Genomic DNA, 14,774 nt, shown 5'->3' with positions numbered 1-14,774 from the left:
GCCATGGCGGATCGCCGCCACGGCCGCATCACTCTATCCCATCGTGCCATGCCGGTGATTTAGGGCATTCCCCATACGGGCATCCGATGAGGCCGTCGATGCCGCCTCGATCGCCGGGACGGCAGCGCCGTCCTTTGCGCAGCACCGCAGCACCCGCAGCACCACGTCGTACCCGTTCCAGCCCACACAGGAGCCCACATGGTTGATCGTCGCGCTGTTCCCCTTGTCCCGCCCTCCACGTCTGCCATTGCGATGGCGATGCGGCCCATCGCGGCGATCGCCGCGGCCATTGCGTTGTGCGCGGCCGCGCCGGCCTGGGCGGACAAGAAGGACGATACGCTGCGCATGGCCTACGACCAGGCGCCGGAAAGCGTCGACCCGTATTTCAACAATGTCCGCATAGGCGTGATCATCGCCGCCAACGTGTGGGACACGCTGCTGTACCGTGACCCGCTGACCAATGAATACAAGGGCCAGTTGGCCGAAAGCTGGAAGCAGATCGACGACAAGACGCTGGAATTCAAGCTCCGCAAGGGCGTCAAGTTCCACAACGGCGAGTCCTTCGACGCGGACTCCGTCGTCTACACGCTCAACTTCGTCGCGGACCCGCGCAACAAGGCCACGACGCAGCAGAACGTGCAGTGGATAGACCGCGTCGAGAAAATCGACCAGTACACGGTCCGCATCCATACCAAGGAGCCCTTCCCCGCCGCCAAGGAATACCTGGCGACCACGGTCGCCATTCATCCCGCGGTCTATTACAAGCAGGTCGGCCCCGCCGGGATGAATGCCAAACCGGTCGGGTCCGGGCCGTACAAGGTGACCGACTACCAGCCAGGCAAATCCATCACGCTGGAGCGCAACGCCGACTATTTCAAGGATTCGCCCAAGCCGCAGCCCAAGATCGGCAAAGTGGTCATCCGTTTCATCCCCGATCGCCAGACCCAGATGGCGGAAGTGATCTCGGGGCAGGAAGACTTCATCATGAGCGTGCCCAAGGACCAGGCCGAGCAGCTGGCCAGCATGCCCAACCTGCAGGCCGTCAGCGGCAATACCATGCGCATCGTCTTCATGCAGATGAACACGCTGCCCAATACGCCGGCGCCGCAACTGAAGGACGAACGGGTGCGCAAGGCCATCGCCATGTCGATCGACCGCGAGGCCATCATCAAGAACATCGTCGGCGGCGACGCGAAGATCCTGAACACCATCTGCACGCCGTCCCAGGTGGGCTGCACCGACAAGGGCGCGACCATCTACCAATACGATCCCGCCCAGGCCAAAAAGCTGCTCGCCGAAGCCGGCTATCCCAACGGCTTCGATATCGACATCGTGGCCTACCGCGAACGCAATCAGACCGAGGCGATCATCAACTACCTGCGTGCGGTGGGCATCCGCGCCAAGCTGAACTTCCTGCAGTACGCGGCGATGCGCGACATGATCCGCGCCGGCAAGGCGTCGCTGACGCACCAGACCTGGGGCTCGAACCTGGTGAACGACACCTCGGCGTCGACGCCGGTGTATTTCGCTTTCGGCTCCGACGACATCAATCGCGACGAGCGGGTCAAGCAATTGCTCGACGACGCCGACCGCACCATCGACCCGGCCAAGCGCGACGCGACCTACCAGGAAGCCCTGGCGCGGATCTCCAGCCAGGCCTATGCGGTACCGCTGTGGTCGCTGCCCGTGTACTACGTCGCCAGCCAGGAGGTGAACTTCAAGCCTTACCCCGACGAACTGGTGCGATTCTGGGAAATGAGCTGGAAATAGGCGCGGGCGGCGAACAGACTGGGGAAACGATATGCTCGGCTTCGTGATGCGTCGGCTGGGACTGGCCATGCTGGTGGCGCTGACGGTTTCCATCCTGGCTTTCATGCTGCTGCATCTGTCCGGCGACCCCGCCGTCGCGCTGGCCGGCGAAGGCGCGCGGCAGGCCGACATCGACATGATCCGCAAGGCCTACGGCCTGGACCGTCCTATCGTCGTGCAGTACGCCAGCTGGTTGTGGGACGTGGTGCGCGGCCACTTCGGCACATCGGTCTACTTCAAGACCGACGCGGGGCCGCTGATCCTGTCGAAGCTCAAGACCACCCTGCTGCTGGGACTGTATTCATTGGGCGTCGCCCTGTTGATCTCGGTGCCCTTCGGCGTGCTGGCCGCGCTGTACCGGCACAGCCTGGTGGACCGCCTCTGCCTGGCCCTGGCCGTGATGGGCCAGGCACTGCCGAATTTCTTCTTCGCGCTGCTGCTGATCATGCTGTTCTCGCTGACACTGCGCATCCTGCCGGTGTCGGGCAGCGGCACGTGGAAGCACTTCGTCATGCCTTCCATCGCCCTGGGCTATTACGTCGCGCCGGCGTTCATGCGCCTGATCCGCGCGGGCATGATCGAAGTCCTGGACGCGGACTATATCCGCACCGCCAGGGCCAAGGGCCTGCCGGCCGGCAAAGTCATCTTCAAGCACGCCCTGCGCAATGCCATCGTCCCGGTGGTGGCGCTCGCCGCGGTCCAGCTGGGCTATCTGCTGGGAGGATCGGTCGTGATCGAAACCATCTTCGCGCTCGACGGCCTGGGCTATCTCGCCTACCAGAGCATCACCTTCAAGGACTTTCCCGTCATGCAGTTGATCGTGCTGCTGTTGTCGGTCATCTATGTCCTGCTGACGCTGGCGGCCGATGTCGCCAACGCGTGGCTGGATCCCCGCATCCGGGTGTCCTGACCATGGCCGCGCCCACCCTTCCCATCGGCGCGCCGGCGGTGTCCGCCTCCGACGGCGCGGCAGCGCCGGCGCGCCGATATCGCCTGCGTGGCAACACGGCCTTGCTGACCGGCGGAGGCCTCCTGCTGGTCATCATCCTGATCGCCCTGCTGGCGCCGTGGATTTCACCGCACGATCCCTACGCGCAGAACCTGGCGGCCCGCAACATCCCCCCTGCCTGGTACGCCAAGGGTTCGTGGGCGCATCCCTTCGGCACGGACCCGCTGGGCCGCGACTACCTGTCGCGGCTGTTCTTCGGCGCCCGCATCTCGCTGCTGATCGGTGTCTGCGTGGCGGGCATATCGGGCGTGATCGGCACGACCATCGGCATGGCGGCGGGCTATTTCGGCGGCAAGGTGGACATGGCGGTGTCCTTCCTGATTTCCACGCGGCTATCGATGCCGGTCATCCTGGTCGCGCTGGCCACGGTCGCCATCCTGGGCGGATCGCTGTGGGTCGTCATCCTGGTGCTGGGCCTGCTGAAATGGGACCGCTACGCCGTGGTCATGCGCAGCGCGACGCAGCAGGTCCGGTCGCTGGAATACGTCGCGGCGGCGCGGGCGGCAGGCGCCTCGACCTGGCGCATCGTGAGCGGCGAAGTCCTGCCCAACATCATGCCGCACCTGATCGTCATCGCCACGCTGGAGGCCGCCAGCGCCATCCTGCTGGAAGCCGCGCTCTCGTTTCTCGGCCTGGGCGTACAGCCGCCGACGCCGTCATGGGGATTGATGATTTCGGAAGCCAAGGCCTATATGTTTTTTTCCTTCTGGCTGATCGCCATCCCCGGCATCGCGCTGGCCCTGCTGATCTTCGCCATCAACCTGGCCGGCGACGGCCTGCACCAGTTGCTGGCGCCCGGCGAAAGGGACTGACATGGCGAACCAGGCCGATATCGTGCTGGATGTGCAGGGCCTGCACGTCGACATCGATACCCAACGCGGGCCCCTGCATGCCGTGCGGGATGTTTCCTTCCAGGTCGCCCGGGGCGACACCCTGTGCCTGGTGGGCGAATCGGGCTGCGGCAAATCCATGACGTCGCTGGCCATCATGGGACTGCTGCCCAAGGCCGCGCGCCGCCGCGCCCGCCGCCTGGCGGTCCTCGGGGAAGACATCGCCACGCTGTCGAACCGGCGCCTGAACGCGTTGCGCGGCAACAGAATGGCCATGATCTTCCAGGAGCCGATGACGGCGTTGAACCCCGCCTACACGATCGGCGACCAGTTGACCGAGCACTACCGGCAACATCGCGGCGCCAGCGCGGCGCAGGCGCGCGACCGCGCGGTCGAACTGCTGGAACGGGTGGGCATCGCCGCCGCGGGCGATCGCCTGGGCCAGTACCCGCACCAGCTTTCCGGCGGCCTGCGCCAGCGTGTCATGATCGCGATGGCGCTGATGTGCGGGCCGGAACTGCTGATTGCCGATGAGCCCAGCACCGCGCTGGACGTCACGATCCAGGCACAGATCCTCCGGCTGCTGGCCGATCTGCAGGCCGAACTCGGCATCGCCCTGGTCCTGATCACGCATGATCTGGGCGTGGTGGCGCGAATCGCCAACAGGGTCGCCGTCATGTACGCCGGGCAGATCGTGGAAGAAGGACCCGTGGCCACGCTATTCGAGCAGCCCCGCCATCCCTATACCCAGGGCCTGCTGTCCTGTATTCCCGTGCCCGGCCGCAGCGCGCCCGGCGAGCACCTGGGCACGATCCCGGGCGTGGTGCCCGCGCTGACCGGCGACCTGAAGGGCTGCACGTTCCGCGACCGCTGTCCCTACGCGGAAGCGGCCTGCGCCCACCACGTGCCCGTCCACCGTTTCGATCAACACGCCTGGCGCTGCATCCTTCAGGCTGAAACCACCCTGGTCGCGCCATGACGCCACTCATCCAGGCCGAGGCCCTGGCCCGCAGCTTTTCCGTGCGGGCCGGCATGTTCAAGCCCAAACGCACGCTGCACGCCGTCAACGGCGTCGACCTCGCGGTGCCTCGCGGCGGCGTGCTCGGCATCGTCGGCGAATCGGGTTGCGGCAAATCCACGCTGGCGCGGATGCTGCTCGGCCTGACGGCGCCCAGCAGCGGCGTGATCCGCCTGGACGGCAGCGACATCCGCGAGATACCCCGGCGGCAGCTGGCGCGGCGCGTGCAGCCGGTGTTCCAGGATCCCTATTCTTCCTTGAATCCGCGCCGCTCCATCGCGTCCATCGTATCCCTGCCGCTGGAAGTGCATGGCATCGCCAATCCCCGCCAACGCACGGCGATGGATATGCTCGAACGCGTCGGACTGCCCGCGCGGCTGGCCGGCAACACCCCTGGCCAGCTGTCCGGGGGGCAGCGCCAGCGCGTGGCGATCGCCCGCGCCCTGGTCATGCATCCGGAAGTCGTCATATGCGACGAACCCACCTCGGCGCTGGACGTATCGGTGCAGGCCCAGATCATGAATCTGCTCATGGATCTGCGTGACGAGTTCAACCTGACCTACATTTTCATCAGCCACAACCTGGCCGTCGTCGAACACATCGCCACCGAAGTCGCGGTCATGTATCTGGGCAGGATCGTCGAATCGGGTCCGGCGGCGCAGGTCTTTCGCGAACCGCGCCATCCCTACACCCAGGCCTTGCTGGCGTCCGTCCTGACGCCCGAGCCGGGCCTGGGGATTCCCGACATGGGCCTGGGCCTGTCCTTCCCCGATCCGGTCGACCCGCCGTCGGGCTGTCCTTTCCACCCACGCTGCAGGCACGCAATGCCGCGCTGCGCGCAGGAACGGCCGGCCCTGCTCGCGCGGCATGAAGCGCGCGTCGCCTGCCATCTCTATCCCGAGAACCCCGCCAGCTCCGCCATCACTTCCAGCATGAACGCATCGGCAATGCGCGACACGGGCTTGCCGGCGGGATACAGCACGGCGAAGTCGTTGTAGAAAGGCGGCTCGAACGGCCGGGCCACCAGGCCGGCGCCATGGGCGCCGGCTGCGGTGATGGCATCCACCACCGCATAACCCGTCCCTTGCGAAACGAAGGCGCACATGGACGCGAACAACGGCGTTTCGACCCGCAGGTTCAATCGCGCGCCGCACGCCCGGAACACTTCCGCCAGATGCCGCGTGCGCGCATGGTCCGCCGGCCCCGTCACGATGGGCAGGTCATCCAGTTCGGCCGGTGTCAGCACCGCGCGCGACGCCAGGGGATGGCCGACGGGCAGCACGCACACACAGCGAACCCGCAGGCGTTGGGCATTGATCCATCCCTCGTCATAGGCCGACTCGGAAAACCCGAGATCGAACTGGTGCGTGGCCATCATGCTGGCGACGGTGGGCGAGCTGTGCGCTTGCAGGATCATCCTGACATTGGGATGACGCGCGAGAAAACTCGCCGCCACCCTGGGCAGGAATTCAAGCGCCAGCATCGGCAAGGCGGCGATACGCAACGTCCCTTCGTCCGCGTGGCGGATGTCCGTCGCAAGACGCTCCAATCCGTCCAGCCGTTCAAGCACCGCCGATACCGAACGGTAGAACAACGCCGCTTCGGTGGTGGCCTGCAAGCGGTTGCGGTCGCGCACGAACAGGTTGAAGCCCAGGTCGCGCTCGAGACCCGCGATCAACGCGCTGATCGCGGGCTGCGAGATCCGCAGGCGCGTGGCCGCGCCGGTCACCGAACCGGCCAGCATGACGGCCGCGAAAGCCCTGAGTTGTCGGATGTTCAGCATGGTATCCAAGGCGCCGAGTATCCAATGCGCTTATGGAACCAGAACTAAAAACGATTGGACCCGGGGTATGCCGGAGGCTAACCTAAATGCGCCACCACGAATAGGGGCCGCCACGACACAACGTGGACGCGAGCTACAACAGATCAAGGGAAATTATGAACGCGAACCATGGCGCGCGCGCCTTGCTTGCCTGTTTGATTGTCGGCATCGCAGGCGCCTATCACTCCCCCGCGGCGGCGCAGGGATATCCCACGCATGCCATCCGCCTGGTCGTGGGCTTCGCCCCCGGCGGCAACACCGACATGATGGCGCGGCTGACGGCGGAACAATTGACGGCGCGCCTGGGACAGTCCGTCGTGGTCGAGAATCGCGCCGGCGCGGGCGGCACCGTCGCCTCCGTGGCCGTGGCCAAGGCGCCCGCGGACGGCTATACCCTGCTGTTCGCATCGACGTCGCATGCCATCAACGCGGCCCTCTACCGGAAGCTGCCGTACGACACGCTGAAGGATTTCCAGGCGGTCGCCCCCGTCGCCCGTACGCCCAAGGTGCTCGTGGTCAACCCGGCCCTGCCGGTGCATGACGTCAAGCAGTTCATCGCTTATGTGAAGAGCCATCCGGGCCTGACCATGGCCTCGGGCGGCCCGGGATCGTCCGCGCATTTCGCGGGGCTGATGTTCAATACCCTGGCCGACACCAACGTGACGTATGTCCCTTACAAGGGCACGGGCGAGGCCCTGCGCGACCTGCTCTCCGGCGAGGTGTTGTCGTCGATCGACTCGGTCACGGCTTACGTTCCGCTGATCAAGAGCGGGCAGCTGCGGGCGCTGGGCGTGGGCAGCGCGAAACCCATGGCCCTGCTCCCCGACGTCCCGGCCATCACGACATCCGGCCTGCCCGGGTACGAGGTAGCGGACTGGGTAGGCGTGATCGCGCCGGCGGGAGTACCGGCCGATGTTGTCGCCAAGCTGAACAAGGCGATCAACGACGCCCTGTCTTCGCCCGACGTCATGAAGAAACTGGCCGATGTAGGATCGATACCGATGCACGAAACGCCGGCCAGCTATGACAAATTGATCCGCGCCGATATCGAGCGTTTCGACAAGCTGCGCGTCGCCGCGCACATGGAAAAGCAGTAGGAAGCACAGCAGGAAACCGATGGGAACGACAAATGATGGAGACGCAATAGTATGACCAAGCAGGTCGCCGTGATCGGCGCCGGTATCGTGGGTGCGTGTATCGCCTTTGCGCTCGTCAAGCGCGGTGCGAAGGTCGTGTTGATCGACCGGGACGAACCCGGCCGTGCATGCAGCTACGGCAACCTGGGCGCCATCAGCGAGAGTTCGATCGCGCCCCTGGCGATGCCGGGCATCGTCTCGACCCTGCCGTCGATGTTGACGGACCGGGATAGCCCCTTGGCGCTGGCGCCCGGCTACCTGGCGCGTGCGCTGCCATGGCTGTGGCGCTTCCTGGCCTCGGCCAGGCCGCAAACCGTGCAAACCAACGCCGACCGCCTGCACGAGCTGTACCAGGGCAGCTACGCCGCGCATGCCGCGTTGGCGCGGGAGGTCGGCGTGCCGCATCTGTTGCAGCAGAAAGGCCACCTGTTTCTCTATCCCGACGACGAGTCGCGCGCCAAGGACAAGGCCACCTGGGCGCTGCGCAGCTCGCATGGGCAACGCCTGGACTATCTGGACCGCGCCGGTATCGAGGCGCTGGAGTCCGGACTTCCCGCCAGATATCGGTCGGCCGTCCTCATTCCGGATCACGCCACCGTGCTGGATCCCATGCGCTACGTGCAGGCGATCGTGCGGGCCTTCGTGGAACGCGGTGGCGAGCTGCTGCGGGCGGATGTACGAACGGTAAAGCCATCGGCGAACGGTTGGACGGTGGTGAGCGATGGCGGCCCGCTCGAGTGCGACGAGATCGTGATCGCTGCAGGGGCCTGGGCGCCGCGCCTGGTGAGCGCCCTGGGCATCAAGCTGCGGCTGGAAAGCCAGCGGGGCTATCACGTCCAGTACCCGGGCCAGTCCTCGCTGATTTCGCGCACGGTGGTGCTGGCGGACAAAAAGGTTTTCATGGCGCCCATGGTGGATGGCCTGCGTATCGGCGGCACCGTGGAAATTGCCGGTCTCGATGCCCCTCCCACCGCGCGCCGCGCGGCCGTGCTGGAGCGGCTGGCGTTGGAAGTCTTTCCGCAGTTGGCGGGCGTGAAACCGCAGCATTGGATGGGACATCGGCCGTGCATGCCGGATTCCGTGCCGGTGGTCGGCCCCGCACCCGGACACGCCGGCCTGTGGCTGGCCGTCGGGCACGGCCACCTTGGCCTGACCGGGTCCGTGAATACGGCCCGGCGGCTGGCCGATGCGCTCATCAATCGTCCTCAGGTGTAATCATGGCAACCTTCGTCACCCCAACGTTTCGTCCCGTCATCACCTCGGCGAACTATGCCGTCTCCGCCGGCCACTACCTGGCCACGCAGGCCGGCATGCGCATCCTGCACATGGGCGGCAATGCCGTCGACGCCGGGGTGGCCGCGGGCGTCTGCATCAACGTCACCCAGCCCGACCTGACCAACCTGGGCGGCGTCGCCCCCATCATCATCTATCTGGCGAAGACCCGCGAAGTCATCACCATATCCGGCCTGGGCCGCTGGCCGAAGAAAGCCAGCCTGGAATACTTCCGCGATGAACTCAAGGGCGAAATTCCCCTGGGCGTGAAGAACGCGATCACGCCGTCGGCCTGCGACGCCTGGCTCACCGCCCTTGCGCGCTACGGCACCATGACCCTGGGCCAGGTGCTGGAGCCCGCGCTCCAGCTGGCGTCCGAAGGCTTCCCCGCCAGCCGCCTGTTCACCCACATGCTGACGGGCATCCACGCGAATCTCATGCAATGGCCCACTTCCAGGGAGTACGTGCGGGCGGACGGCACGCCTTACCAGACCGGCGACATGGTGCGCCAACCGACGCTGGCCGGCACGCTGCGGGTGTTGATGGACGCCGAACGCGAGGCCGCGGCGCGGGGATGCGACCGCGCGGCCGCGATCATGGCCGCCCGCGACGTGTTCTACAAGGGCGACCTGGCGGAAAAAATGGCGCGCTTCTCGCAGGAACAGGGCGGGTTCCTCGACTATGACGACCTGGCCGAGTTCTCCGTGCGCGTGGAGCCGCCGGTCAAGACGACCTACCGCGGCTACGAGGTCTTTGCCTGTGGGCCGTGGTGCCAGGGTCCCGTGCTGCCCCAGGCGCTGAACATCCTGGAAAACTACGACCTGGCGTCCTATGGCCATAATTCGGCCCGGAGCCTGCACGTGATCATCGAGGCGCTGAAGGCCAGTTTCGCGGACCGGCACGCGTTCTACGGCGATCCGGACTTCGTCGACGTTCCCATCGACGGCCTGCTCGACAAGGATTACGCGAAGCAGTGGGTCGAGCGGATTTCGTTGGAGTCGGCCTGGAAGGACATGCCCGCGCCCGGCGATCCGTGGGCGTACGAAGGCAAGCCTGGGCGCGCGGGCTACCAGCCGCCCGCGCCGCAACCGGGTCCCTTGGGATCCGACACCAGCTACTGCTGCGTGGTCGACGGCGAAGGCAACGGTTTTTCCGCCACCCCCAGCGATGGCGTGCGCTACACCCCGGTGGTGCCAGGCGTGGGCGTGGTGCTGTCGCCGCGCGGCTTCCAGAGCTGGCTGGATCCCAGGCATCCTTCGTCATTGCAGCCCGGCAAGCGGCCGCGCCTGACGCCCAGCCCCGCCCTGATGCTCAAGGACGGCAAGCTGGCGATGACCTTCGGCACGCCCGGCCTGGACGTCCAGCCGCAGGCGATGGCCCAGCTCATCCTGAATGTCGTGGACTACAAAATGGACGTGCAGGCGGCCATCGAGCAGCCGCGGGTGGCCACCTTCAACTTCCCGGCCAGCCAGCATCCGCACAACTACACGCCCGGCCACCTCTGCGCGGAAGGCCGCATTCCGGAGGCAACGCTGGCGGAGCTCGCAGCCAAGGGACACCAGGTCACCAAGTGGCCGGACTTCATCGCCAGCGCGGGCGCGCTGTGCGCGATCTGCGTGGACACGGAATACGGGCCACGCGCCGCCGGCGCCGATCCCCGGCGCACGGCCTATGCCATGGGGTGGTGATGCGCCCGCCCCCGGCTCACGCCTGAAGTCACACCTGGTTCAGCGTCGCCAGATCGACGGGCAAGGCCCGGTTCAGCGCCGCGGCCAGCTTGACGCGCAAGGCATTCGAATGCGCACGGCGCACTTCTCGCTTCACATCCAGCAGCTGCTGGGAATGCATGGAGAATTCCGTCAGGCCCAGGCCCAGCAGCAGGCGGGTCATGTTGGCATCGCCGGCCATTTCGCCGCACACCGCCACGGGCTTGCCGGCACGCTCGCCGGCATTGATCGTATGCGCCACCAGCCGCAGCACGGCAGGATGCAGCGGATCGTACAAAGGCGCGACCAGGCCGTCGCCCCGATCGATCGCCAGGGTGTACTGGATCAGGTCGTTGGTGCCGATGGACAGGAAATCCAGGGCCTGGGCGAAAGGCTCGATGGCGATCGCGATGGCGGGCACTTCCACCATCGCGCCCAGTTCGATATGGGCGGCATACGGCTGTCCGCGCGCGTCCAGCTCGCGGCGCGCCGCGTCCAGCGCCATGCGGGTGGCCTCGACCTCGTGCATGTGCGCGATCATGGGAATCAGCAGCCGCACCGGCCCATGGGCGGACGCCCGCAGGATGGCGCGCAGCTGCGTCCCGAACATTTCCGGATGCGCCAGGCAATAGCGGATCGCGCGCAAGCCCAGCGCGGGATTGGTGGCGACGGTGGCCTCGTCATCCAGGGCCTTGTCCGCGCCGATGTCCAGCGTGCGGATGGTGACGGGCCGCCCCGCCATGACCTTGAGCACGGACGAATATGCCTGGTATTGCTCTTCTTCGCCCGGCAGGTCGGCCCCGCGACCCATGAACAGGAATTCGCTGCGGAACAGGCCTATGCCGTCGGCGCCGGCGGCCAGCGCGGCTTCCGCTTCTTCGGGTAATTCGATATTGGCATGCAGCACGATGCCGATGCCGTCCAGGGTGATGGAAGGCTCATGGCGCAACAGGGCCAGTTCCGCCCGTTCGCTGGCGAAAGCGCGCTGCCGCTCGCGGTACTCGTCCAGCACGATGGGCGACGGATTCACGATCACCGCGCCGGTCGCGCCGTCCACGATCAGCATGTCGCCGTCGCGCACCAGCTCGCGCACATTGCCCAGCGCCACCACCGCCGGCACGCCCATGCTGCGCGCCACGATCGCGGTGTGGGACGTCGCCCCGCCCAGGTCCGTGACGAAGGCCAGGAAGCGTCCGCCGCGCAGCCGCAGCATGTCGGCGGGCGAGATATCATGCGCGACCACGACCAGCGGATCGTCGCCGTCCAGCTCGCGGGGATCGCGTATGCCCGACGTGCCGGCCAACACATGCAGTACCCGCTCGATCACCTGGCGCACATCGGCGCCGCGTTCGCGCAGGTATTCGTCTTCCATCGCGTCGAACTGCTCGCCCAGCAACTGGCCTTGCGTGGTCAGGGCCCATTCCGCGTTGTAGTGGCGTTCCTTGATCAACAGCAGCGCCTGTTCGGCCAGCAGCGGATCGCCCAGCAGCAGACGGTGCACATTGAGCATGGCGCCGAGTTCACGCGGCGCATCGTCGGGCAGCGTGTCCGCCATCTGCAGCAGGTCGGCCTGCGCGGCCTCCAGCGCGGCGGTCAGGCGCTCGCACTCGGCCTGTACCTGTTCGGGCGCGATCCGGTAGTGCGCGACTTCCAGTGCCGCCGCGCCCATGACCACGGCCCGGCCGATGGCATAACCGCGTGCCACGCCCTGCCCGTACAGGCAGATGACCGCGTTCGGCGATCCCGCGTCGCTGCTGCCCTGGACGACGGCAGCGGCTTGGCGAACCTGCGCACGCGCGGGTTCAGGCAAGGCTTGCGCGATGATCGATTTATTCGAGCTCACCGAATTTGCTGTCGAACAGGGATTCGATTTCCTTCAGCGCGTTTTCCGCATCCGGACCCGATGCATCCAGCTTTACCGTCACACCCAGGCCGGCCGCCAGCATCATGACGCCCATGATGCTCTTTGCGTTCACGCGTTGCGCGCCGCGCGAGATGAAAATATCGCTGTTGAACTTGCTGGCCAGTTGCGTGAGCTTCGCCGCAGCACGCGCATGCAGGCCGAGTTTATTGCTGATCGTGATTTCGGAGATAGGCATAGGGGGAGTCGGGCGCGGAACCGCTGGCGATAGGGCTGAAGATACCAGGTGACATGATAGGATAAATTTCCGCTCAGTCTACACGCAAGACTCCTTGTACTCCCCCGGCCAAGGCCTTTTCGCGGGTTTCCGCCAGCGGCAGGGCGCGGTAGGTCAACGCCCTCAGCAGCATGGGCGTATTCAAGCCGGCCAGCACGGCGCACTGGACACCCTGCGCCTGCGCTTCCAGCACCGCCCGCTTGGCGATGTTCGCCGGCGTCGCCCCGACCAGATCGGTCAGCACCAGCACCCCGTTGCCATCCTGGCCCAGGCGCAGGATATCGGCCACCACGCCGGGTATCTTGGCATCCGGCATGTCGTCCGCGCGGATGTCGTGCACGGCGACTTCCTTGATGCTGCCCATCACATGACTGGCGCAGTCCATCATCGCCGAGCCCAGCGGCGTGTGTACGACGATAACGATGCCGGTCATGGGGTACGCTCAGGCCGCGACGGCGCGTTCCAGCGCGTCGACGAACATGCCGGGCACATCGAAGCCGGTTTGTTCCGTGATCTCTACAAAGCAGGTCGGGCTGGTCACATTGACTTCGGTGATGTAGTCACCGATCACATCCAAGCCCACCAGCAACAGGCCGCGCGCGGCCAGGCGCGGACCGATCGCCGACGCCAACTGACGATCGCGGTCGGACAAAGGCTGCGCCACGCCGCGGCCGCCGGCGGCCAGATTGCCGCGCGTCTCGCCGGCCAGCGGTATGCGCGCCAAGGCGTACGGCACCGGCTCGCCGCCGATGATCAATACGCGCTTGTCGCCCTTGACGATGTCCGGGATATAACGCTGCGCCATGATGGTCCGGCTGCCGTCATGCGTCAGCGTTTCCAGGATGGCGTTCAGGTTGGGTTCTTCCTGGCGCAGGCGGAAAATGCCGGTGCCGCCCATGCCGTCCAGGGGCTTGACGATGACGTCGTGGTGCCGCGCGTGGAAGGCCTTGATGCGCGCCATGTCGCGCGTCACCAGCGTGGGCGCCGTGAATTCGGAGAACTCCGTGATGGCCAGCTTTTCCGGATGATTGCGGATGGCGGCGCCATGGTTGTAGACCTTGGCGCCCTGCCCTTGCGCGTATTCCAGCAGGTGCGTGGCGTACACGTATTCCATGTCGAAGGGCGGGTCCTTGCGCATCAGGACGGCGCCGAAGGCGGATAGGGGCTGTTCGACCGCTTCGCCAGTCTCGCGCCACCAGTCATGCGCATGCAGGTCGGCGTCCGGCACCAGCGAAATCGGCGTGGACTTCACCAGCACCCGGCCTTCGTCGATATACAGATCGCCTTGCAGGGCCACGCTCAAGGTATGGCCGCGCGCAACCAGGCTGCGCATCATGGCGACGGAACTATCCTTGTACGCCTTGAGCAGCGGCAAGGGATCGATAATGAAAAGGACATGCATCGCGACACCCGGAACGTGCGCCGCCCTCCGTCGGGAGGGCGGCGTGTTGACGACGGACTGGCTGGCCTTCAGGCGCCCGCCGCTTCCTTACCCTGCGTCGCTTTCTTGCGCGGCGCCAACACCATGATCATCTGGCGACCTTCCAGCTTCGGCATGGATTCCACCAAGGCCAATTCGGTCAGGTCGTCGCGCACTCGCTCAAGCACCCGCATGCCCAATTCCTGGTGCGCCATTTCGCGCCCGCGGAAGCGCAGCGTGACCTTGGCCTTGTCGCCTTCTTCAAGGAAACGCCGCAGGTTACGCAGCTTGACCTGGTAATCGCCTTCGTCGGTCGCCGGGCGGAATTTCACTTCCTTGACCTGGATCACCTTCTGCTTGGACCGGGCTTCCGCCTGGCGCTTCTGTTCCTGGTACTTGAACTTGCCGTAATCCATCAGGCGGCAGACCGGCGGTTCGGCGTTGGGCGCGATTTCCACCAGGTCGACGTCGGCTTGCTCGGCCAGACGGAACGCATCGGCAATCTTCTGGATACCGAGCTGTTCCCCGTCCAGACCTATCAGGCGCACCTCGGGGACACGAATTTCACCGTTGATGCGGTTGGCTTTTTCAGTGGCGATGTTGACAACTCCTAA

14 protein-coding genes are annotated in these 14,774 nt (G+C 66.0%); 8 read left to right on the top strand and 6 right to left on the bottom strand.

Going from position 1 to position 14,774, the window contains the following annotated elements:
* Nucleotides 1-198: 198 nt before the first annotated feature.
* The 5 genes from CAL26_RS09635 to CAL26_RS09615 are packed head-to-tail and all read left to right on the top strand — an operon-like array spanning nucleotide 199 to nucleotide 5,664.
* The gene (locus CAL26_RS09635; protein WP_256988265.1) at nucleotides 199-1,770 is read left to right on the top strand and encodes an ABC transporter substrate-binding protein; all 1,572 of its coding nucleotides are present in this window, start codon (nucleotides 199-201) and stop codon (nucleotides 1,768-1,770) included.
* A 31-nt stretch (nucleotides 1,771-1,801) separates the two neighbouring features.
* Nucleotides 1,802-2,719, top strand: coding sequence for an ABC transporter permease (locus CAL26_RS09630; RefSeq protein ID WP_094846648.1), 918 nt, complete (start codon nucleotides 1,802-1,804; stop codon nucleotides 2,717-2,719).
* A 2-nt stretch (nucleotides 2,720-2,721) separates the two neighbouring features.
* Nucleotides 2,722-3,630: an ABC transporter permease gene (locus tag CAL26_RS09625; RefSeq protein ID WP_094846647.1), complete on the top strand. Its 909-nt coding sequence runs from the start codon at nucleotides 2,722-2,724 to the stop codon at nucleotides 3,628-3,630.
* Nucleotide 3,631: 1 nt separating this feature from the next.
* Entirely contained in the window at nucleotides 3,632-4,627 is a 996-nt protein-coding gene (locus CAL26_RS09620; RefSeq protein ID WP_094846646.1) for an ABC transporter ATP-binding protein, read from the top strand.
* A complete protein-coding gene (locus tag CAL26_RS09615) occupies nucleotides 4,624-5,664 on the top strand; it encodes an ABC transporter ATP-binding protein (RefSeq protein WP_094846645.1) in 1,041 nt (346 codons plus the stop codon). The genes CAL26_RS09620 and CAL26_RS09615 overlap by 4 nt, the downstream gene beginning before the upstream one ends.
* Here CAL26_RS09615 and CAL26_RS09610 read toward each other — a convergent pair.
* The gene (locus CAL26_RS09610) at nucleotides 5,559-6,449 is read right to left on the bottom strand and encodes a LysR substrate-binding domain-containing protein (protein WP_143277393.1); all 891 of its coding nucleotides are present in this window, start codon (nucleotides 6,447-6,449) and stop codon (nucleotides 5,559-5,561) included. The two genes, CAL26_RS09615 and CAL26_RS09610, sit on opposite strands and share 106 nt — an antisense overlap.
* Nucleotides 6,450-6,604: 155 nt before the next feature.
* Here CAL26_RS09610 and CAL26_RS09605 point away from each other — a divergent pair, with 155 nt between their 5' ends.
* Genes CAL26_RS09605 through CAL26_RS09595 form a run of 3 tightly spaced genes read left to right on the top strand, consistent with a single transcriptional unit; the run spans nucleotide 6,605 to nucleotide 10,584 of the window.
* Nucleotides 6,605-7,585, top strand: a complete 981-nt coding sequence (locus CAL26_RS09605; RefSeq protein WP_094846643.1) for a Bug family tripartite tricarboxylate transporter substrate binding protein — start codon at nucleotides 6,605-6,607, stop codon at nucleotides 7,583-7,585.
* A gap of 51 nt (nucleotides 7,586-7,636) precedes the next feature.
* The gene (locus CAL26_RS09600; RefSeq protein WP_094846642.1) at nucleotides 7,637-8,839 is read left to right on the top strand and encodes an NAD(P)/FAD-dependent oxidoreductase; all 1,203 of its coding nucleotides are present in this window, start codon (nucleotides 7,637-7,639) and stop codon (nucleotides 8,837-8,839) included.
* A 2-nt stretch (nucleotides 8,840-8,841) separates the two neighbouring features.
* Entirely contained in the window at nucleotides 8,842-10,584 is a 1,743-nt protein-coding gene (locus tag CAL26_RS09595) for a gamma-glutamyltransferase family protein (protein ID WP_094846641.1), read from the top strand.
* 28 nt (nucleotides 10,585-10,612) lie between these two features.
* Here the strand turns inward: CAL26_RS09595 and ptsP are convergent, their stop codons facing one another.
* The 5 genes from ptsP to infC all read right to left on the bottom strand — a co-directional run bounded on the left by ptsP (nucleotide 10,613) and on the right by infC (nucleotide 14,759).
* The gene (ptsP, locus tag CAL26_RS09590; protein ID WP_256988334.1) at nucleotides 10,613-12,322 is read right to left on the bottom strand and encodes a phosphoenolpyruvate--protein phosphotransferase; all 1,710 of its coding nucleotides are present in this window, start codon (nucleotides 12,320-12,322) and stop codon (nucleotides 10,613-10,615) included.
* A gap of 109 nt (nucleotides 12,323-12,431) precedes the next feature.
* Nucleotides 12,432-12,701, bottom strand: a complete 270-nt coding sequence (locus CAL26_RS09585) for an HPr family phosphocarrier protein (RefSeq protein ID WP_086064307.1) — start codon at nucleotides 12,699-12,701, stop codon at nucleotides 12,432-12,434.
* Nucleotides 12,702-12,774: 73 nt separating this feature from the next.
* Nucleotides 12,775-13,173: a PTS sugar transporter subunit IIA gene (locus tag CAL26_RS09580; protein WP_094846640.1), complete on the bottom strand. Its 399-nt coding sequence runs from the start codon at nucleotides 13,171-13,173 to the stop codon at nucleotides 12,775-12,777.
* A 9-nt stretch (nucleotides 13,174-13,182) separates the two neighbouring features.
* The gene (gene gshB / locus CAL26_RS09575) at nucleotides 13,183-14,142 is read right to left on the bottom strand and encodes a glutathione synthase (RefSeq protein WP_094846639.1); all 960 of its coding nucleotides are present in this window, start codon (nucleotides 14,140-14,142) and stop codon (nucleotides 13,183-13,185) included.
* A 68-nt stretch (nucleotides 14,143-14,210) separates the two neighbouring features.
* On the bottom strand, nucleotides 14,211-14,759 hold the full coding sequence (gene infC, locus CAL26_RS09570; RefSeq protein ID WP_086064304.1) for a translation initiation factor IF-3: 549 nt from the start codon (nucleotides 14,757-14,759) through the stop codon (nucleotides 14,211-14,213).
* Between the last annotated feature and the right edge of the window lie 15 nt (nucleotides 14,760-14,774).

The organism is Bordetella genomosp. 9 (assembly GCF_002261425.1).
Lineage (GTDB): Bacteria > Pseudomonadota > Gammaproteobacteria > Burkholderiales > Burkholderiaceae_B > Bordetella_C.
The sequence above is the reverse complement of the archived record's forward strand: the minus strand, read 5'-3'. Positions and strand labels throughout refer to the sequence as shown.